The sequence below is a fragment of the Paracoccus laeviglucosivorans genome, assembly GCF_900182695.1.
Classification (GTDB): domain Bacteria; phylum Pseudomonadota; class Alphaproteobacteria; order Rhodobacterales; family Rhodobacteraceae; genus Paracoccus; species Paracoccus laeviglucosivorans.
This window is the reverse complement of record NZ_FXTK01000012.1, coordinates 1-20,433: the sequence shown is the minus strand read 5'-3', so window position 1 is coordinate 20,433 and position 20,433 is coordinate 1. Positions and strand designations below refer to the sequence as shown.

The 20,433-nt window shown below is 63.8% G+C and carries 17 protein-coding genes and 1 pseudogene; 10 read left to right on the top strand and 8 right to left on the bottom strand.

Features of this window, described 5'->3' with window-relative positions; all coding sequences use genetic code 11:
* Positions 1 to 26 precede the first annotated feature (26 nt).
* Genes FN835_RS13045 through FN835_RS13035 form a run of 3 tightly spaced genes read right to left on the bottom strand, consistent with a single transcriptional unit; the run spans position 27 to position 2,438 of the window.
* Positions 27 to 968 (bottom strand): dihydrodipicolinate synthase family protein, encoded by a 942-nt coding sequence (locus FN835_RS13045; protein ID WP_246098733.1) that lies wholly within the window; start codon positions 966 to 968, stop codon positions 27 to 29.
* Positions 950 to 1,654: a ribonuclease activity regulator RraA gene (locus tag FN835_RS13040; RefSeq protein WP_142663669.1), complete on the bottom strand. Its 705-nt coding sequence runs from the start codon at positions 1,652 to 1,654 to the stop codon at positions 950 to 952. The genes FN835_RS13045 and FN835_RS13040 overlap by 19 nt, the downstream gene beginning before the upstream one ends.
* Before the next feature lie 10 nt (positions 1,655 to 1,664).
* Positions 1,665 to 2,438 carry an SDR family oxidoreductase gene (locus tag FN835_RS13035; RefSeq protein ID WP_142663749.1) on the bottom strand — a complete coding sequence of 258 codons (774 nt, stop codon included), beginning with the start codon at positions 2,436 to 2,438 and terminating at the stop codon, positions 1,665 to 1,667.
* A gap of 94 nt (positions 2,439 to 2,532) precedes the next feature.
* Here FN835_RS13035 and FN835_RS13030 point away from each other — a divergent pair, with 94 nt between their 5' ends.
* Entirely contained in the window at positions 2,533 to 3,402 is an 870-nt protein-coding gene (locus FN835_RS13030) for a LysR family transcriptional regulator (RefSeq protein WP_142663668.1), read from the top strand.
* Here the strand turns inward: FN835_RS13030 and FN835_RS13025 are convergent.
* Positions 3,399 to 4,100, bottom strand: coding sequence for a TetR/AcrR family transcriptional regulator (locus FN835_RS13025; RefSeq protein WP_142663667.1), 702 nt, complete (start codon positions 4,098 to 4,100; stop codon positions 3,399 to 3,401). The two genes, FN835_RS13030 and FN835_RS13025, sit on opposite strands and share 4 nt — an antisense overlap.
* A 135-nt stretch (positions 4,101 to 4,235) precedes the next feature.
* Between FN835_RS13025 and FN835_RS13020 the strand changes: the two genes are divergently transcribed.
* The 7 genes from FN835_RS13020 to FN835_RS12990 all read left to right on the top strand — a co-directional run bounded on the left by FN835_RS13020 (position 4,236) and on the right by FN835_RS12990 (position 14,617).
* Positions 4,236 to 6,335 (top strand): hydantoinase/oxoprolinase family protein, encoded by a 2,100-nt coding sequence (locus FN835_RS13020; protein ID WP_142663666.1) that lies wholly within the window; start codon positions 4,236 to 4,238, stop codon positions 6,333 to 6,335.
* Positions 6,332 to 7,930 (top strand): hydantoinase B/oxoprolinase family protein, encoded by a 1,599-nt coding sequence (locus FN835_RS13015; protein WP_142663665.1) that lies wholly within the window; start codon positions 6,332 to 6,334, stop codon positions 7,928 to 7,930. Before FN835_RS13020 ends, FN835_RS13015 begins: the two co-directional genes overlap by 4 nt.
* A 68-nt stretch (positions 7,931 to 7,998) precedes the next feature.
* Positions 7,999 to 9,000, top strand: coding sequence for a TRAP transporter substrate-binding protein (locus FN835_RS13010; protein ID WP_246098732.1), 1,002 nt, complete (start codon positions 7,999 to 8,001; stop codon positions 8,998 to 9,000).
* A complete protein-coding gene (locus FN835_RS13005) occupies positions 8,993 to 9,550 on the top strand; it encodes a TRAP transporter small permease (protein WP_185958667.1) in 558 nt (185 codons plus the stop codon). The genes FN835_RS13010 and FN835_RS13005 overlap by 8 nt, the downstream gene beginning before the upstream one ends.
* Positions 9,544 to 10,839, top strand: a complete 1,296-nt coding sequence (locus FN835_RS13000) for a TRAP transporter large permease (protein ID WP_142663662.1) — start codon at positions 9,544 to 9,546, stop codon at positions 10,837 to 10,839. The genes FN835_RS13005 and FN835_RS13000 overlap by 7 nt, the downstream gene beginning before the upstream one ends.
* Before the next feature lie 2 nt (positions 10,840 to 10,841).
* Positions 10,842 to 12,953 (top strand): hydantoinase/oxoprolinase family protein, encoded by a 2,112-nt coding sequence (locus FN835_RS12995; protein WP_142663661.1) that lies wholly within the window; start codon positions 10,842 to 10,844, stop codon positions 12,951 to 12,953.
* Positions 12,950 to 14,617: a hydantoinase B/oxoprolinase family protein gene (locus tag FN835_RS12990; RefSeq protein WP_142663660.1), complete on the top strand. Its 1,668-nt coding sequence runs from the start codon at positions 12,950 to 12,952 to the stop codon at positions 14,615 to 14,617. The genes FN835_RS12995 and FN835_RS12990 overlap by 4 nt, the downstream gene beginning before the upstream one ends.
* Here FN835_RS12990 and FN835_RS12985 read toward each other — a convergent pair.
* Both FN835_RS12985 and FN835_RS12980 read right to left on the bottom strand, forming a co-directional pair.
* Positions 14,599 to 15,234 carry a GntR family transcriptional regulator gene (locus FN835_RS12985; protein WP_142663659.1) on the bottom strand — a complete coding sequence of 212 codons (636 nt, stop codon included), beginning with the start codon at positions 15,232 to 15,234 and terminating at the stop codon, positions 14,599 to 14,601. The two genes, FN835_RS12990 and FN835_RS12985, sit on opposite strands and share 19 nt — an antisense overlap.
* On the bottom strand, positions 15,231 to 16,169 hold the full coding sequence (locus FN835_RS12980; RefSeq protein ID WP_185958666.1) for a 2-hydroxyacid dehydrogenase: 939 nt from the start codon (positions 16,167 to 16,169) through the stop codon (positions 15,231 to 15,233). Before FN835_RS12980 ends, FN835_RS12985 begins: the two co-directional genes overlap by 4 nt.
* A gap of 82 nt (positions 16,170 to 16,251) precedes the next feature.
* Between FN835_RS12980 and FN835_RS12975 the strand changes: the two genes are divergently transcribed.
* Together FN835_RS12975 and FN835_RS12970 are read left to right on the top strand one after the other, a co-directional pair.
* A complete protein-coding gene (locus FN835_RS12975; protein WP_142663657.1) occupies positions 16,252 to 17,961 on the top strand; it encodes an IlvD/Edd family dehydratase in 1,710 nt (569 codons plus the stop codon).
* Between the two features lie 163 nt (positions 17,962 to 18,124).
* On the top strand, positions 18,125 to 19,510 hold the full coding sequence (locus tag FN835_RS12970) for an ammonium transporter (RefSeq protein WP_142663656.1): 1,386 nt from the start codon (positions 18,125 to 18,127) through the stop codon (positions 19,508 to 19,510).
* Between the two features lie 50 nt (positions 19,511 to 19,560).
* On the opposite strand, the gene FN835_RS12965 is transcribed toward FN835_RS12970, so the two are convergent.
* Together FN835_RS12965 and purU are read right to left on the bottom strand one after the other, a co-directional pair.
* Positions 19,561 to 20,196, bottom strand: coding sequence for a helix-turn-helix domain-containing protein (locus FN835_RS12965; RefSeq protein WP_142663655.1), 636 nt, complete (start codon positions 20,194 to 20,196; stop codon positions 19,561 to 19,563).
* A 69-nt stretch (positions 20,197 to 20,265) separates the two neighbouring features.
* Positions 20,266 to 20,433: pseudogene (gene purU / locus FN835_RS21615) on the bottom strand (formyltetrahydrofolate deformylase); the annotation flags it as partial.

Genomic DNA, 20,433 nt, shown 5'->3' with positions numbered 1-20,433 from the left:
CCCGGCGTTGTCGATGTCCCTATCGCTTAGATGGCGGCGCGGGGATCCTTGCGCGCGATGCGCGACAGAAGGTAGTCGACCTCCTCCCGTGCCGTGGCTGACAGCGCGGGCCAGGGTTTGCGCTGCGTGTCCGATGAGATGATCCCACGGCGCATCAGGACGTGCTTGCGTACGGCAAGGCCCACCACCGGTTGCTGTTCATACCGGATCAGCGGCAGATGCAGGTCGAACAGATCATGCGCGGCATCGCGTTCGCCCTTGCGGTGCAGCGCGTCCAGTTCAACCAGCATATCCGGGAAGGCATAGCCGGTCATCGCACCGTCCGAGCCGCGCTCAGGCTCGAAGTCCAGGAACAGCCCGGCATTTGCCGTCAGGATCGAAAACGGCCGCAGACGCCCTTCGGCCTGAGCTTTGCGCAGCGCCGACAGCTTTTCCAGCCCCGGCCAGTCTTCGGCCTTCAGCATGATGCAGGATGCATGATCAGCCATGATCCTGCTGATGACCGGAACCGACATCTGGACTGTCAGGGTCAGCGGATAGTCCTGAAGTGCCCAGGGCACATCCGTTCCGACCGCCTCGACTGCCTGATTGAAATAGTTGGTGATCTGGTCGTCGGTGCGCAGATGCGGGGCGGGGGCGATCATCACGCCCCCCGCACCCAGATCCATCGCGTCACGCGCCAGACGGCGCATTGCGGCAAAGCCGGGTGCCGAGACGCCGACCACAACCGGAATTTTCGACCGCGCCACGACCTGCTTGACGATTGCCAGCGATTCCTCGGGCTCCAGCTTGGGCGCTTCGCCCATGATGCCAAGGATGGTGATGCCGGTGGAGCCCGCCTCGTGGTAGAAGTCGATCATCCGGTCGATGCTGGCCGTATCCAATACGCCATCGGGATGAAACGGGGTCGCGGCGATGGGATAGACGCCCTTGGTGTCGATGCCGAAGGTCATTGTGATGCCTTCCATGCGGCGTAGCGCGCCTTGGTTTCGTCATTCATCGGATAAAGGCCGGGCAGCGGCACGCCGCGATCCACCTCGGTCATGATCCATGCTTCCATGCGTTCCTGCTCGGGTGCTTCGGCCAGCACGTCGTCAAGCAAAGCCGCGGGAATGATCACGGCGCCATCTTCGTCCACGACCACGACATCATCGGGGAATACCGCGACGCCACCACAGCCAATAGGTTCCTGCCAGCCGACAAAGGTCAGCCCGGCCACCGAAGGCGGGGCGGCGATGCCGTCGCACCAGACGGGCAGGCCGGTGCTAAGAACCCCGGTCGCGTCGCGCATCACGCCATCTGTGACCAGCCCCGCCACCTTGCGCTGCACCATGCGATTACACAGGATGTCCCCGAAAATTCCGGCATCCAGCACGCCGATTGCCCCAGCGACGGCGATGCAGCCTTCGGGCATCGCTTCGATTGCCGCTCGGGTCGAAATCGGCGAGGCCCAGCTTGCAGGCGTTGCCAGATCTTCGCGCGCGGGGACAAAGCGCAGGGTAAAGGCGCGGCCGACAAGGCGCGGCTGGCCCGGACGGATCGGCATGGTGCCGCGCATCCAGACGTTGCGCAGCCCCTTTTTCAGCAGCACCGTCGTCAGCGTTGCGGTCGATACTTCGGAAAGGATATTTACGGTTTTCGCTTCAAGCGTCATATGTCTTCCCTTAGATGCTGGCGATCAGGCCGCCGTCGATGCGGATGACCGAGCCGGTGATATAGGATGCGCGCGCACTGGCCAGAAATGCCACCGCATCGCCGTATTCGCGCGGCTCGCCATAGCGGCCGACGGGAATGCTGCCCGTGCTTTCGGCACTGACCTCGGCAACCGAGCGGTTCTCGCGCTTGGCTTTCTGTTCATCCAGAAACGTGATGCGGCCCGTGGCGATCCGGCCTGGCAGGACGATATTGGCGGTAATCCTGTCGCGACCGATTTCGCGGGCCAGCGTCTTGGACCAGCCGACCAGGGTCAGACGCAGCGCATTCGAAATGCCCAGATTGGGAATCGGCGCCACGACGCCCGAGGAGGTGGAGGTGATGACCCGGCCCCAGCCGCGTTCGCGCATTCCGGGCAGAACCGCATCGGTCACCGCGATGACCGAACGCACCATGCTGTCGAAATATTTCGACCAGCTTTCGGGCGATTGGCCGTGGGCGGGCGTAGGCGGGGGGCCTCCGGTATTGTTGACCAGAATGTCAACCGCGCCGATTTCGGCTAGGCGGTCCGCTAAAACCGACAGATCGCCGATGTCCCATTGCACAGCGCGGGCATTGCCGCCGGCTGCGGTGATTGCCGACGCCGTGCGGCCTGCTGCCTCGGCGTCAATATCCGCAACCACGACCTGCGCGCCCTCGGCTGCAAGACTTTGTGCAATCGCGCCACCCAGACCGCCGCCGCCGCCAAAGACCAAAGCGTTCTTGCCGCTGATGCCCAAATCCATCGTCATTCCTTCCCTTAACGTGCGCGCCATCCTTCTTGGTGCTGGCAGAAAAGAAAATCTGGCTTTTCCTTTCTTCAAGATTCATAAAATATGAATGGATACGCAGTTTCTTGAAACTTTCCTTGTCGTGGTCGAACGCGGTTCGATGGCCGAAGCGGCGCGGCGGCTGGGCATATCGCCCGCAGCCGTTGCGCAACGCATCGCGGCGCTTGAGGCAGAGATCGGCGCGCCGCTTCTGATGCGCAGCGGTCGTGCGGTGCAGCCATCGGATGCGGGTCATGCCATCATTGCCCAGTCGCAGCGCATCCTGACCGATCTGCGGCAGCTGCGTCTGATTGCGCGGGCCGACCAGCCGGGGGGCGAACTGCGATTGGGGGCCATCAGTACCGCCTTGACGGGGCTTTTGCCGCCTGCGCTGCGACGCCTGACAAGCGCGGCACCCGATCTGGACATCTTCGTGCTGCCCGGCACATCGCCCGAATTATATCGTCAGCTTTCCAAAGACAGTCTGGATGCGGCCATCCTTGTGCAGCCGCCATTCGCTTTCCCAAAGACGATGGAATTTCAGGTGCTGCGGCGTGAGCCGATGGTGCTGCTATGTCCCGAGGCGTGGGCGGACGAAGACCCTGCCGCCTTGCTGCGCGATCGCCCGTTCATACGTTACGACCGGAATAACTGGGGCGGCCGTCTGCTGGACAACTGGCTCAAGGCGCAGCACCTGAACCTGCGCGAGTGGCTGGAGCTGGACCAGCTGGAAGCGATCGCGGTCATGGTCAGCAATGAACTTGGGGTGTCGATCCTGCCCGACTGGGCGCCGCCTTGGCCCGAAGGGCTGCGCGTGCGCCGATTGCCGCTGCCTGCACCGGAAATGCCGTCCCGAGAGATCGTGCTGATGTGGAACCGCGCATCGCCCGCAGCCCGCCTGATCCGCAAGCTGCAGACGGAATTGCAGCTCCAGCCTTAGCGGGCGGTTGCCGGATGTGCTGCCGGGTCGCGCAGCGCAAATCGGCGCACGTTGTCGCAGATAAGTGCGCGACGTTTTGCAAGATTGTCGGGATCCAGCACATCGACGCCAAACGTGATGCCGAACGTATGCTGCGTGGCGACCGTGAACCAGCATTGCGATGAAATCACCATGTAGAAATCCACAGGGTCCAACGTCTCGCGGAACAGCTTCTGTTCAATTCCCGCGCAGGTGATGCGGCGGATGATGTCCAGCAGGCTGGACACATGCAGACCTTCGTGCCGGATCTGCCGCAGATGTTCGCCGTGCTTCAGGTTCTCGATCCCGACAAGGATCAGAAAATCAGGGTTTTCCAGATAGTAATCCAGTGTGAACGACACCATCCGGTCCAGTGCTGCGACCGGATCATCGGGCAGCTCCAAAGCGGCTTCGGCATCGCGAACGCGGGTATAGGCCAGCATCAGGACTTCGCGGTACAGCTGTTCGCGATTGCCGAAATGGCGATAGACCAGCGATTTGTTGACCCCCGCCTCGGTCGCGATGACCTCCATCCGGGTGCCTTCCAGACCGTTCGCCACGAACTGACGGTGCGCTGCGTCAAGGATACGCGCGCGGGTCGCTTCGCTGCGAAGCTGGTGCTGATTCTGCGGCCGGTTATCTTCGGCGGGCGCGGTGCTGGTCTGCTCTGGTCGTTCCATCTTGCTCAAACTTTGGACCGAATTCCGAGTGTGAACAATATCTGACCACTCGTTCACCGGCAGGTAAAATTTTTTATTGACAGGCATCATTTCTGTGTAAGTCTAACTGTAACGTTATCGTTACAGGAAAATGCCGTGCCCGTCGATCTTAGATTTCGCGTTGCCTCGGATGTTGGGGGAACCTTCACGGATAGCATCGCCTATGATGCCGTGACCCGTCGTATCACTGTCTCGAAAGTCTCGACCACGCCGGGTAACCGCGCGCTTGGAACGGCCGAGGGGCTGAAAAAGGCGCTGGCCCTGCAAGGCGGCACCGGGGCGGGGGTGGCCTATGTCGGCCACGGCATGACCACCGCGACCAATGCGGTGATCCAGCGCAATGGCGCGCGCACCGCCTTCCTGACCAATACCGGGTTCCGCGACCTGCTGCAGATTGGCCGCCAGAACCGCCCGACGCTGTTCGACATCACCGTTGTTCGCCCCGAACAGCTTGTCCCGCGTGAGCTGTGCTTTACCGCGCGTGGCCGCATCGGCGCAGCGGGCGAGGAACTGGAGCCGCTGAACGAGGCTGATATCCGCGACGCCGCAGCCGCGATGAAGGCGGCGGGCGTCGAATCCGTCGGCATCCTGTTCCTGCATTCCTATGCCAACAGCAGCCACGAAAAACGCGCCCGCGCCATTCTGGAAGCCGAGATGCCGGGGATCGCGGTCTGCGCCTCGACCGACATCAATTCGGAATTCCGCGAATATGAACGCGCCAGCACCACGGTGCTGAACGCCTATCTGCGCCCGGTGATGGAGAATTACCTGCGCACGCTGTCGGGCATCCTGCAGGACGCGGAAACCGGTCTGGGCCTGTCCGCCGATCGCCCTGTGATGGTGATGGACGCGGCGGGCGGGCTGATGAGCTTGGACAGCGCCCGTGAAAAGCCGGTGCATACCGTGCTGTCCGGCCCGGCGGGTGGCGTCGTCGCCGCAGCCCATGTCGCGGCCAGCGCTGGGATTGCCGACATCATCACCATGGATATCGGCGGCACGTCCACCGACATCAGCCTGATCCGCTCGGGCCGACCCGAGATCACCCGCTCGGCATCGTTGGAGACCGTGCCGATCCAGTTGCCGGTCATCGACATCAACGCCATCGGCGCGGGTGGCGGGTCCATCGCGTGGATCGACGAAGGCGGCGCCCTGCGCGTCGGCCCGATGAGCGCCGAGGCCGTGCCCGGTCCCGTCTGCTATGGCCGTGGCGGCGACCGCCCCACGGTGACGGATGCCAATATCGTGCTGGGCCGCTTTGACGCCAATTCGCGGCTGGGCGGCAGCATGGCGCTGGACGTAGACAGCGCTGCCCGCGTCATCCAGCGCGACATCGCCGGACCGCTGGGCCTGACGCTTGAGGAAGCGGCGGCGGGCATCCTGCGCGTGGCGCACGCCAATATCGTGCGCGGCATCCGCGTCGTGTCGGTGGAACGCGGCTATGACCCGCGCGATTTCGCGCTGGTGCCGTTTGGCGGCGCGGGTCCGATGCATGGCAGTCCGGTGGCACGCGATCTGAAGATGCCGCGCGTGATGGTGCCGCCGACACCCGGCATCCTGTGCGCCATGGGCCAGCTTATCTCGGATTTGCGCCATGATTTCGTCGAAACCCACATCATCCCCTATGCCCAGTTGGGCAAGGAAGGCGCGCTGGCCCTGATCGACGCGCTGCGCGCCCGCGCCGACGCCCATCTGTCCGAAGACGGCGTTGACCCCGCCCGGCGCGAGATCGAGATCCGCATCGACCTGCGCTATGTCGGGCAAAGCTTCGCGCTGCCGATCCAGACCGATCCCACTCAGCCCGGCTGGTGGCAGGCGTTGCCCGATGCCTTCAACGCCGCGCATCTGGCCCGCTTCGGCCATGCCGACCCCGATGTTCCGCTGCAAGTGGTGGGTTTCAACGTGACAGGCATCGGGCGCATCGAAAAACCGCTGCTGCCCGAAATTCCCGCCGGAACGGCGACGCCGCCGGAAGCTGCGTTGCGGGGTCAGCGCCCGGTCTATTTCGAACCCGGCGACAGTGGTGACACCGGCGCCTGGCATCAGGCCAGCGTCTGGTCGCGCGATGCGCTGCTGGCCGGAAACGTGCTGAATGGCCCTGCCGCCATCGAGGAAGTGTCGGCCACCACCATCCTTTATCCCGGCGACCGCGCCGAAATCCTGTCCTCGGGCAATATCATCGTGGAGGTCGCAGAGTGACCGAGTTCGACCCAATCCGTCTTGAAGTGCTGCGCAACGCCCTTGAGGCGACAGCGCAGGAAATGGGTGCGGTGCTGAAGCACACGGCATTTTCGCCCAATATCAAAGAGCGCATGGATGCGTCCTGCGCGATCTTCACCGCCGATGCCGAATTGGTGGCGCAGGCTGAACATGTGCCGGTGCATCTGGGATCAATGCTGCGGGCGGTGCGTCCGACGCTGGACGTGACGGGGGCGCTGGACGAAGGCGACGTGATCATCGTGAACGACCCCTATGTCGGCGGCGCGCATCTGCCCGACATCACGTTGATCGCCCCGGTCTTCATCGGGGGACGCCATGTCGCCTATGTCGCAAGCCGTGCGCACCATTCCGATGTGGGGGGGATGGAGCCGGGCTCGATGCCGGGCCGCTCGATCGAGATTTATCAGGAAGGCATCATCATCCCGCCTGTCCGGCTGTATCGCAAAGGCGCGTTGCAGCAGGACATCATGACCATGGTGCTGGCCAATGTCCGCACCCCGGACGAACGGCGCGGCGATCTGAACGCCCAGTTGGCCGCGCTGCGCATCGGGGAACGCCGGATGGCCGAACTGGCCGAACGTTTCGGGGCCGATGCGCTGGAACAAGGCATGGCAGCGATCCTTGACTATACCGAACGGCGGATGCGTGCCCGTATGGCCGAACTGCCGCGCGGTGTCTGGTATACCGAGGATTGCCTGGACAGCGACGGCTCAAGCGACGATCCGGTCTGGATCCGGCTGCGGATCGAGCTGACCGACGACGCCTTCATCTTTGATTTCGAGGGCACTTCCCCGCAGGTTCGGGGCAACGTCAACGCGGTTGCACCGATGTGCTGGTCCTCGATCTTTTATTCGCTGAAGTTGCTGACGGATGCCAGCCTGCCGCCGAATGCGGGCGTGCTGCGCCCGATCACGGTCAAAATCCCCAAGGGCTGCTTCCTTGACGCGCAGGCGCCCGCCGCAGTTTGCGCTGGCAATACCGAAACCACGCAGCGTCTGGCCGATACCGTGCTGAAGGGCTTTGCCCAGATCGCGCCGGAACGCATTGCCGCCGCGTCGAACGGCACGATGAACCTGATCGGCATCGGGGGCGTCGATCCCCGCAATGGCCGCGCCTATACATATATCGAGACCTCGGGCGGCGGGCAGGGCGGGCGGCCCATGGGTCAGGGCATGTCGGGCGTGCACGCCAATATGTCGAACACCCTGAACACGCCGATTGAATCGCTGGAAATCAGCTATCCGCTGCGCTGCGTGCGCTATGAACTGCGCGACGGCTCGGGCGGGGCGGGGCTGAACGCGGGCGGCGAAGGCATCATCCGTGCCATCCAGATCGTCGGGCACGAGGCGCGGGTATCCTTGCAAACCGACCGCCGCCGCTTTGCGCCCTATGGCCTGCATGGCGGCGAAAGCGGCAGCCTTGGCCGCAACTGGACCGTGGATGCCAAGGGCGAAAAGCTGGAACGTGCCGCAAAGGGTTCGCTGACCTTGAACGATGGCGAGACGGTGATCCTTGAAACGCCCGGTGGCGGCGGATGGGGCGCTGTCCCCGCCGCACAGGAGGCCGCTGAATAAACCAACCTCAAGAGGCGGAAAACCGCCCTTCACATCAAATCCATAAAGGGACCAACAGGATGAGCTTCATGACTGCAATTCGGCCCTTGGCCACGGCATTCGCCGCACTGGTGCTTGGCGCGGGTCTGGCCAATGCCGAAACGTGGCGCTTTGCCCACAAGATGCCTGCCGACAGCCCCGAGGGGAAAGTCTTCCAGTTCTTTGCCGACCGTGCGCGGGAATTGTCGAACGGCGATATGGACGTGCAGGTTTTCCCCTCGGAGCAGCTTGGCAAAGAGGCCGCGATCCTTGAGCAGCTGGAACTGGGCACCGTAAACCTTTACGCCGAGGACGCCTTTTTCCTGCAGAAATGGGTTCCCGACATCAAGTGGGTCGCCCCGCCGTTTCTGTTCCAAACGCGCGAGGAATGGGTGAAATACACTGAAAGCGACCTTGTGAAAGGCTGGTTTCAGGAAGCCGAAGAAACTGCCGGGGTCCGCCCCTTGGGCGAACCGATGGCGGTGGTGCGCGGCCCCTATCGCGTGCTGATCTCGAAAAAGCCGATGAGCAGCTATGAAGACCTGAAGTCCATCACGCTGCGCATGTATCCCGACCAGCTGGCCATCGACGTATGGACGCATCTGGGTGCGGAGCTTGCGATGCTGGCATGGACCGAGACATATCAGGGCCTGCAAAGCGGTCTGGCCGATGCCGTGACCAGCCCCGCCGCGCTGGTGACCGCGATGGGTTTTTACGAACAGGCCCCCTATATCACCCAGACCAACGAATTCTGGCAGGGCCTGCCGTTCATGATGAACGCCGCAGCCTTTGACGACCTGTCCGAAGAAAACCAAAAGGCGCTGCTGCAGGCCCATGCCGAGGCGGGCGAATACAGCGCCAAGCTGATCAAGGAAAACGCCGATGCCATGCGCGCGGCGGTCGAGGCCAAGGGCGTGACGATCACCGACATGCCGCTTGATCCGCTGTTTGGCTATATGTCCGAATGGTATGCCGCACAGGACGCGGCGGGCAAGCTGCCCGAGGGACTTCTGGAAGCTGCCGAGGCTGCGAAGGACAAACCCAATGGCTGATCCCAAAAGCCGCGACAGCGGCACGGAACCGGGCTGGCTTGGCCCGGTGGACCGCATCATGGACGGCATCGCCACCATCATGCTGACCTGCGCCGAAATCCTGTTGGCACTGATGTTGGCGCTGAACATGGTCAATATCGTCATGCGCAATTTCGGCTTTGGCAGCCTGCTTTGGGTTTCTGCCTGGACCGGGGTCATGATGGTCTGGTGCGTGTTCATGGCCTTTTTTCCGATGTATCGCCGGGGCATGGACATTACGCTGGGCTTTTTCGTCGGGCGTTTCGGACCCGGCCCCAATCGCATCTTTCAGATGATCGCGGCCATTTGCGGCATCGTGGTCTGCGGTGTGCTGGTCTTGGAACTGCCACAGATCCTTTCACGTCAGCGCGGTGTGATGGAGCTGGTGGGCCTGCAACGCTACTGGCTGTCGATTCCGATGGTGCTCTCGGCGGCGCTGATCGTGGTGCATTTTCTGCTGGAACTGGCCGTGCTGGCCTTTGGCTGGCGCGCGGTCACCGTCGCCGATGAAACGGAGCAGTTGCAATGGTAGCCCTGACGATATTCGGCCTGTTCATCGGCCTGATGGTGCTTGGCGTGCCGGTCATCCTGTCTCTGGCCATCGGCACGCTGGCGGCGATTGCCCAGATCGGGCTGGCCGACAGTTTCCGCACGCTTTACGTCTTTCCGCTGAACATCCTTGAAGGCATCGACAGCCCGGCGCTGCTGGCGATCCCGTTTTTCATCCTCGCGGGCCACCTGATGACCGCGATCGGGCTGACCGACCGCATCTTTGCGCTGGCCAACAGCATGGTCGGCCATATGAAGGCGGGTCTGGCGCAGGTGAACGTGGTCTGTTCGCTGTTTTTCGGCGGCGTTACCGGCTCGGCCATCGCGGATGTGGCGGGGATCGGCAACCTTGTCATCAAGCAGATGGAAAATCGCGGCTACCCGACCTCATTCGCGGCGGCGCTGACGGTGGCAAGCTCGGTCATCGGGCCGACCATGTGGCCCTCGGTTCCGCTGCTGATCTACGCCTTTGGCGCGCAGGTCTCGGTCGAGCGGATGTTTCTGGCGGGCATCGGGCCGGGGACGGTACTGGTGCTGGCGCTGATGGTCTATAACCGCGTCGTTGCCAAGCGTTACAACGTGCCGCTGACGCCGCGTCAGCCGATCCGCAAGATCGCGGGGGAATTCAGCCGCTCGGGCTGGGCATTGCTGGCGCCGCTGATCATCATCGGATCGGTAATTTCGGGCGTCGCCTCGCCGGTCGAGGCGGGGGTGATCGCCTGCGCCTATACGCTGATCCTTGGTATCGCCTATCGCACGCTGTCCTTTGTCGGCATCCGGCACGCGGTGTCCGAAACGGTGATGCTGTTCGGATCGGTACTGCTGGTGATCGGCGTCTCTGCGGCGATGAGCTGGGTTCTGACATATGATCAGGTGCCGCAGCGTCTGGCGCAGTCGGTGATCGGGCTGACGGATAACAAATACGTCTTCCTGTTCATCGTGATCGTGTTCTTCCTGATCATCGGGACGGTCCTGGAAAACATCCCGGCCATGGTCATCCTGATCCCGATCATGATGCCGCTGGTCGATCACTTCGAAATCGACCGGGTGCATTTCGGCCTGATCATGGTCTACGGCCTGCTGATCGGCATCGTGTCGCCGCCGGTGGGGGTGTCGTTATTCATCGTCACCAAAATATCGCGGATCACATTCGATCAGGTCTGCACCGCGATCCTGCCCTTCCTGATCCCGCTGATCGCCGTTCTGGTCATCATCGCCTATGCGCCCGGCCTTGTGCTGTTCGTGCCCGACCTGCTGCTGGGAGACATGTAAGCATGGCAGAAAAACTGCGCATTGCCGCCGACATCGGTGGCACCTTCACCGATATTGCGCTGATCCGGGCCGATGAAACCATCGCCACGCGCAAGGTCGCCTCGACCCCCGAAGATTACGCCCGTGGCGTGGCCGAGGGGATTCTGGAACTGATCGAGGTTGAAAATCTGGACCCCGCCGACATCGGCGAGGTCATGCATGCCTGCACAGTCGCCACCAATGCCATCCTTGAGGGGAAGGGCGCAAAGACCGCGCTGATCACCACCGAAGGTTTCCGCGACGTGCTGGAAATGCGGCGCATCCGCGTGCCGCGCCTTTACGACCCGCTTTACGAAAAGCCCCCGGCGCTGTCGCCGCGCAAATGGCGTTTCGAGGTTTCCGAGCGGGTCGATTTCCGGGGCGAGGTGCTGACGCCCTTGGACGAGGCCAGCGTTCACGCCGCCATCGACGCCATTCAGGCGGCGGGGATTGAGGCGGTGGCGGTCTGCCTGCTGCATTCCTATGCCAATCCCGCGCATGAACGCCGCATCGGTGCATTGCTGGCGGAACGCCTGCCGGGGCTATTCGTGTCGCTGTCGGTCGATGTGCTGCCGGAAATCAGGGAATACGAACGCACCTCGACCACGGTGATCAATTCCTTCGTGGGTCCGCCGGTCAAGACCTATCTGGATTCGCTGCGCGACCGGCTGGCCGCGGCCGGGCTGCCACCGCAATTCTTTATGATGCATTCGGCGGGTGGCATCATCGACAGCCGCACCGTGACAGCGCGGCCCGCCCAGATCGTCGAATGCGGCCCCGCCGCCGGGGTGATCGGCGCGCGTGCGGCCATGCTGCAAGCAGGCTTTCGCGACGCCATCGCCTTTGACATGGGGGGCACGACCGCCAAAGCGTCGTTGATCGAGGATGGGCAGTTCCTGCGCGCCGATGATTACGAGGTGGGCGGCGGCATCAGCCTGTCCTCGAAACTGGCGAAGGGCGGCGGTTACGCGCTGAAACTGCCGGTGATCGACATCTCCGAGGTAGGGGCGGGCGGCGGCTCGATCGTCTGGCGCGACCGGGCGGGGGCCTTGAAGGTCGGCCCGCACAGCGCGGGGGCGCGTCCCGGCCCGGCCTGCTACGGCTTGGGCGGAACCGAGCCCACCGTGACCGATGCCAATATGGTGCTGGGCTATCTGAACCCGCAGGCCTTGGCTGGCGGTGCGGTGCCGGTCGATCCCGATCTTAGCCGTCAGGCGCTGATGCGTGTCGTGGCCGAACCCATGGGGATCGATCTCGACCGCGCGGCGCATGGCGTGCATGAGCTGGTCTCGACCGTGATGACGCGGGCGGTCAAGTCGGTCACGACCTTCCGGGGCCGCGATCCGCGCGATTTCGCCATGATCGCCTTTGGCGGCAATGGCGGTATCCATTCGGTTTCGCTTGCGCGCGCCTTGGGCGTTTCGACGGTGATCGTGCCACCCGGCGCGGGCGTTTTCTCGGCCTTGGGACTGCTTTACGCGGATATTGAAACCTCGGCCTCCAAGGCATTTCTGCGCCGGATCGACGATCTGGACCCGGCGCGGCTGAAAGGTGATCTTGCGGCACTTGGTCAGCAAGTCGCGGCAGAGCTGTCGCGGCCCATCGACGCCGTGACGCTGATCCATGAAGCCGATTTCCGCTATCGCGGGCAGGCGTTCGAACTGACGCTGCCCTTTGCCCAAGGGCTGGACCTGACAGCCGATGCCGCCGCACAGGCCCGCGACGCCTTTGATCAGGCGCATGAACGGACCTATGGCTATCGCCTGACCGATACGCCTGTGGAAATCGTCAGCCTGCGCGTCACGGCCCGCGTGCCCAAGGCTGCGGGCGGTCTGCCGGAATACCGTGCGCGGACCCCGGCACCGGAACACAGCCGCAGCGTCTATTTCGGGCCGGAATGGGGCCGTATCGACGCTGCCGTCATCGACCGCGCCGCGCTGGCCCAAGGCCCGCGCCAAGGCCCGGCCATCATCGAGGAATATGAAGGGACGACCATCTTGCCACCCGATTGCACCGCATCGCTTGACCGTCAGGGCAATATCGTCGTGACCCTTCCCACCATGGCCCATGCCCGCGCGACCGAGGCCGCGGAATGAGCCAGATTGATCCCATCCGCCTTGAGGTGATGAAGAACGCCTTTGACGCCATTGCCGATGAAATGGCCCTGATGCTGATGCGCGCGGCCTATTCGCCCATTGTGCGCGACAGTATGGATTATTCGACGGCGATCTGCGACGCCAAGGGGCAGACGCTGGCGCAGGGTGTCACGACGCCGATGCATCTGGGCAGTTTCTACGACGCGATGCAGCACCTGATGCGGCGCTATCACGGCAATATCCGCGCGGGCGACGTCTTCATCGGCAACGACCCCTATGCCGCTGATGGCCAGCACCTGCCCGACATCTATATCGTCGAGCCGATCTTTCACGATGGGCAGCTTGTCGCATGGACCACGACGCTGGCCCATCATGCCGATGTGGGGGGTATCGTCCCCGGCTCGAACGCCTTGGGGGCCGAGGAGATTTATCAGGAAGGGTTGCGCCTGCCGTTTCTTAAGCTGTGCGATGGGGGGGTGATGAATCATGCGATCTGGGAAATCATCGGGCTGAACGTCCGCGTGCCGGACATGGTGCATGGCGATCTGCGCGCGCAGATGGCGGCCAGCCATGCCGGGCGGCGGTCATTCCTGGAACTGGTCGCACGCCACGGCATCGAACAGGTGCTGGACGCGGCTGAACAGCTGCACGACTATGCCGAACGTCTGGGCCGGGCCGAGATCAGCGACCTGCCGAATGGCACCTATCATTTCACCGATCACATGGACGGCTTGGGCGCGGATCCGCAGCCCATCGTCATCCAGCTTGCCGTGACGATCCATGATGACACGATCAGCGTGGATTTCACCGGATCGTCGCCGCAGGTGGCGGGTGGGGTGAACACGCCGCTGCCCTTTACCAAGGCCTCGGTCTACACCGCCTTGCGGTCCGTGATGCAATCCGACATCCCGAATTGCCACGGGTTCGAGCGGGTGGTGACGGTGACCGCGCCCAAGGGGACAGTGGTGAATTCGGTCCATCCGGCACCTTGCGGCGCGCGCGGGATCACCGGGTATCGGGTGATCGACGCGATGTTCGGTGCTCTTTCGCAGGCGCTGCCCGATCGGGTGACGGCGGATGGTATGGGCGGCTCGACCGTGCCGACATTCGCGGGCTGGCACGAGGGCCGCGCCTTCGTCTTTACCGAAACCGTCATGGGCACATGGGGCGCCAGCGCCGAGCATGACGGGCAGGTCGGCGTCCCGCATATGGGGGCCAATCAGGCCAATGTCCCGGTCGAGATGATCGAGGCATCTTATCCCCTGCGCATCCGCCGATATGGCATCGTGCCCGATACAGGCGGGGCGGGGCGGCATCGCGGCGGAAACGCCTTTATTCGCGAATACGAATATCTGGGCGAACAGCCGGGGATGATGTCGCTGCGTTCCGACAAACGCGATTTCCGCCCGCATGGCCTGTTTGGCGGGGCCGAGGGCACGGGGCCTGTCAGCGTGCTGATGCAGGACGGCAAGGTCATTGAACTGCCGGTGCTGGTCACGAAACCCTACCCGCTAAGAAAAGGCGACGTGTTTCGCCACATCTCGCCCTCGGGCGGCGGTTATGGTGATGCCCACGACCGCCCGCGCGCCGAAGTGCTGGCGGATCTGGAGGCCGGGCTGATTTCGCCGCAAACCGCGTTGCGCGACTACGGTGTCACGGCATAGGCCAGATAAGCTGCGCGTGACGCGGGCAGATGTTCGCGGCAAAGCTGCACAAGATCGTCGCGGTGGCCATGCTGTGCCGCGGCGATCATCGCGTGATGCTGTTGGCGCGCGGCCTGAACCGCCGCAGGGTCGCGAAGCGAGGCGAAGCGGATGCCATGGGCGCGGGCGGATGCGGCCTCCAGCGCCTCAACCAGAAAGGGGTTGGGGCATAACGCGAAAAGCGTGCGGTGAAAGGCCAGATTGGCGCGAAAGATCGCCGCCGGATCCTGCGCCGCATCATGGGCGGCCTGCGCGGCACGCAATCGGGTCAGGTCGTCCACCGCAAGGGGCAGGGGGATCAGGGCAGCGGCCGTGGTCTCCAGCAATTCGCGCAGCTCGTATAGGTCGCGCACCTCGGCCTCGGTAAAGGCGCGGACCTGCGCGCCCTTGTTGGGCACATGTTCCAGCACGCCGGTCGCCGACAGTTCGTGCAGCGCGCGGCGGATGACGTGACGCTTGGCCCCGAACCGCTGCATCAGCGCATCCTCGGGCAGCCTTTCGCGCGGATGGATGCGGCCAAGGACGATGTCCTCCTCAAGCTGTCGGGCGATGGCTGTGGCGTCGGGTTCTTCGGTCATGCTGCCCTCGTGACCAGATCGGCGGGGGTGCGGCCCGCAAGGAAAGCCGCGACATTGTCCAGCGCGCGATGCCCCATCGCCTCGCGCGTGTCCAGAGTGGCGCTGCCCATATGCGGCGTCAGAAAGGCGCGCGGCTGGTCCAGATAGCGGCGGTCAAAGGCAGGCTCACCCCGGAAGACATCCAGCCCCGCGCCGCCCAGATGACCCGAGGCCAGGGCCGCAAGCAGCGCATCGTCATCGACAAGCCCACCGCGGGCTGTGTTGACAAAGATTGCGCCGGGTTTCATCCGCGCGAACTGCGCCGCCGTCATCAAGGGCTGGTTGCCGGCACCGGGCAGGTTCAGCGACACCACATCCGCACGGGCCAGCAGGTCGTCCAGATCGGCGCAATATGTGCCGCATTCCGCGTCCTGCGGCAGGCGGTTGCGGTTGTGATAAAGGATCGTCATGCCAAAGGCTTGCGCGCGATACGCCACCGCTCCCCCGATCCGGCCCATGCCGACGATGCCCAGCACCTTGCCAGAAAGCTGCATCCCCAGCATCTGGTTCAGCGCGAAGGCCTTGCCCCAGCCCTGATCCATGATCTGCCCATATTCCCGCGCCCGCCGCGCGGCGGCAAGGATCAGCAGCATCGCTATTTCCGCCGTCGCATCGGTCAGCACGTCGGGCGTGTTCGTGACCTTGATCCCGCGTGCGGCACAGGCGGCAAGGTCGATATGGTCAAAGCCAACGCTGCATGTCGCGATCAGCCCGATGCTGGCGGGCAGGGCCGCCACCGCCGCCGCATCCACGCGCTGGCGCGAGGACAGCAGCACGGCCCGCGTGCCTTCGGGCGCGACAAGCTGCGTCATGTTTTCCGGCGCGGCGGCTGCGGAAAATTCTTGCAAGGCGCGGGTTCCAACAGCGGCGGGCAGGGGGGTGGCGATCAGCAGCATCGGGCTCTCCAAATTATTAATAATAATATTGACAATAAGACGGGGCGCTGCAACCAATTTCGAAACACCAAGGGGATGGATCATGACCAAGGCAAAAGGGCTGCGCCGCAATGTGGCGCATTATGGCGACGCGGAATTCGCGGCCTATCTGCGCAAGGCGTTCATCAAGGCCATGGGCCATACCGACAGCGCGCTGGACCGCCCGGTGATCGGCATCGTCGACACCGGTTCGGGCTTCAACGCCTGCCACCGCAATATGCCCGATCTGATCGAGGCCGCGTCGCGCGGTGTCCTGCTGGCCGGGGCGATCCCGGTGCCGTTCCCGATCATCTCGCTTCAGGAAAGCTTCACCCACCCCTCGACCATGTATCTGCGCAACCTGATGGCCATGGACGCCGAGGAGATGATCCGCGCCCAGCCCATGGATGCCGTCATCCTGATTGGCGGCTGCGACAAGACGGTCCCGGCGCTGCTGATGGGGGCGGCCAGCGCCGACATCCCGGCGATCACGCTGGTGACGGGGCCGATGATGGCGGGATCGTGGCGCGGCGAACGCCTTGGGGCCTGCACCGATTGCCGCCGCTTCTGGGGCCGTTTCCGCGCGGGCGAACTGGACGCGGATGAAATCGCCGAGGTCAGCGGCAATCTGGCGCCCACCATCGGCACTTGCGGCGTGATGGGCACGGCATCGACCATGGCCCTGGCGGTCGAGGCGATGGGCATGATGCTGCCCGGTGGCGCGACAGCCCCCGCCGTATCATCCGAACGCCGCCGCATCGCCGAGATGACGGGAACCCGCGCCGTTGCCTTGGCCGCCGAAGGCTTGCGTCCGTCCCAGATCATGACGCCCGCCGCCTTCGAAAATGCGTTCCGCACCGTGATGGCCGCGGGTGGTTCGACCAATGCGATCATTCACCTGACCGCCATGGCGGGGCGGCTGGGTATTCAGGTCGATCTGGCCAGCATCGACCGATATGGCCGCGAAACGCCGGTGCTGGTGGACCTGAAACCCTCGGGTCAGGGCTATATGGAGGATCTGCACAACGCGGGCGGGCTTGCCCCGATCCTGCGGGAAATCCGCGACAGCCTGCGGCTGGACGCGCTGACGGTGACGGGACAGACCTTGGGCGAAAATCTGGACACCGCGCCTGCCGCTTGGCCGCAAAACGTCGTGCGCACCGCTGCCGATCCCGTCGTCGCGGGCGAAGGAATGGTGGTCTTGGGCGGCAATCTGGCGCCCGGCGGCGCGATCCTGAAAACCGCTGCCGCCACACCTGCGCTGCTGAAACATCGGGGGCGGGCGGTGGTCTTTGAATCGCTGGCCGATCTGGCCGAACGGCTGGACGATCCCGATCTGGACGTGACCGCCGACGACATTCTGGTGCTGAAACGCGCTGGACCCATCGGTGCGCCGGGGATGCCCGAGGCGGGCTATCTGCCGATCCCGAAAAAGCTGGCACGGGCGGGCGTCAAGGATATGGTCCGCATCTCGGACGCCAGGATGAGCGGGACGGCCTTCGGCACGATCGTGCTGCATATCTCGCCCGAGGCGGCGGCAGGCGGGCCGCTGCTGGCTGTGCGCAATGGCGACATGATCGCGCTGGACGCGAGCGCACGCAGCCTTGTGCTTGAGGTCGCGCCCGAGGAAATCGCCCGCCGGCTGGCCGAGGCCGTGCCAGAACCCGAAACCGGCCTGCGTGGCTATGCCCGCCTGTATCGGCAGTCGATCCTTCAGGCGGAACAAGGCTGCGATTTCGACTTTTGCCTGCCCGAAATGACCGCACGGCTATAGCGCGGGATTCCCGTGCTGGCGTGATTCCGGGCAGACTGACGCCGTTGGCGGCAGTTTCCCGGAATCCGCTGCGGGTGGGCCGATTGATCACGAAGAAACTTTATTTCCCGTCCGGCTGACCCATCATCAAAGACGATCATATTGCCATGATGGGTAACTTGCGATGAACCTAAGGAAAGCCTGCCTCTCGGCCATGCTTCTGGCCGCCCTCCCGTCTTTTGCACTGGCGCAGGATGCCGCGCCGGTGCTGAGTTCAGGGGACACCGCCTTTGTCGCCACCTGCGCGCTGATCGTCATGCTGATGATGCTGCCGGGGCTTGGCCTGTTCTATGCCGGCATGGCGCGCAGCAAGAACGCGCTTTCGGTGCTGACACAGATTTTCGCGTCGATCTCGCTGATCTGCGTCTTGTGGATCTTTTTCGGCTATTCGCTGGTCTTTGACGGCGAAACCTCGTTGAACGCGGTGATCGGCGGCACGGCCAAGTTCTTTCTGGCCGGGGTGACGCAGGACAGTCTGGTCGGCACGATCCCCGAATACATGTATATCCTGTTCATGATGATGTTTGCCGCGATCACGCCGCCCATCATCGTCGGCGCCTTTGCCGAGCGGATGAAGTTCGTGGCCGTGCTGGTCTTCATGGCGATCTGGCTGATGATCAACTATGTGCCCATGGCGCATATGGCTTGGGGCGGCGGCTGGGTTTTCAATGTCGGCGTGCTAGACTTTGCGGGCGGTAACGTCGTCCACCTGAACGCAGGTATCGCCGCGCTGGTCTGTGCGCTGGTCGTCGGGCCGCGCAAGGGCTACGGCCAGACGATGATGGCACCGCATAACATGACGATGACCTATTCCGGCGGCGCGATGCTGTGGGTGGGCTGGCTGGCATTCTGCGGCGGCTGCGCGCTGGCCGCGAACGGCTTTGCCACGATGATCATGCTGAACACCATGCTGGGCGGGGCCGCAGGCGCGCTTGGCTGGATGGTGACCGAAATGGTGCACCGCAAAAAGGCCAGCACCTTCGGTTTGGTTTCGGGCACCATCGCGGGGCTGGTCGCGATCACGCCCGCCTGCGGTTTCGTCAGCCCGGCAGGTGCCGTGGCGGTGGGCTTCCTGACCGCGCCGGTCTGCGTCTTCGCGGTCGAGGTTGTCAAACGCCGCTTCGGCTATGACGACAGCTTTGACGTGTTCGGCGTCCACGGCGTCGGCGCGGCGGTCGGCGGCGTGTTGACGGTGATCTTTGCCGCGCCTGCGCTGGGGGGCACGGGTTTTCCCGAAGGCCGCACAATGATGGGTCAGATGGTGCCGCAACTGGCGATCATGGGCTTCAGCATCGCGGTGTCGCTGGTCACCACCTGGATCGCGCTGAAGATCACCGGGGCTTTGGTCGGGCTACGCGTCGATGCGGAAACCGAGTTCGACGGGCTGGACACCAGCGAGCATGGCGAGGTCGGCTATCGGCTGGGAGATGGCGTCTATGCCGGTGCGCCCGTGCCGCTGCAGACCGAAGGTCAGCCGGTGCGTCAGGGCGCGATGGCCGCCGCGAAGTAAGCCACGGATCGCGACAAGAAATCACCGGGCGCTGCAAGGCGCCCGGTTTTTCATTTGCTTTGCGGATAGGTGATGACCGACAGGTATTTTGCGGGCAGTTCGATCAGGTCCACCGGACCGTGCGGCGCGTCGGCGTCGAAAAGCAGCGTATCGCCCGGCTCAAGCCGATAGACCTGATCGGCATGGCGATAACCGACCGTGCCCTCCAGCATGTAAAGCATCTCAATGCCTTCGTGCTGGAAGGTCGGGAAACGGTCGCTTTCGGTGGACAAAACGATCAGGTAAGGCTCGACCACAACGCCGGAATTGTTCGAGCCGATATGGCCCAGCAAGTGATATTGGTGCCCGGCCCGCGTGCCCGCGCGGGGCGTTTCCACCCCCTCGCCGGACTTGACATGCATGGCGCCCCGCGGCTCGGCATAGCCGGTGAAAAGCTGGACCAGCGGCACACGCAGCGCATTGGCCAAAGCCTGCAACGTCCCCAGCGAGGATGAGATCACGCCGTTTTCGATCTTGGACAGCATCCCGATCGAAAGCCCCGTCTGCTGGGCAAGATCAGAGCCGGTCATGCGCTGGCGTTTGCGTAATTCCCGCACGACACGCCCGATTGCGACCTCAAGGTTGCGTTCGGGGGTGTCGCGCAGGGCGTGCGGGTTCTGTGTCAGTTTGTCGTTGGGTTCGGTCATCGTGTCGCGGGGGATGCTTTCCTGGCAGGAAAGTTCAGCTTGCCCCCTTGCGTATGCGACATCAAGAGGTCATCCCATTCTTTCTGATGCATAGCTTCCGGGAGATGCGGGGAAGACGACGGTCTTGTTGCCGTTCAGGAAGACGCGGCGGTGGATATGGGCGTGGATGGCACGGGCCAGCACCTGGCTTTCCACGTCGCGGCCCAGCGAGACGTAATCGTCGGGCGATTGGGCATG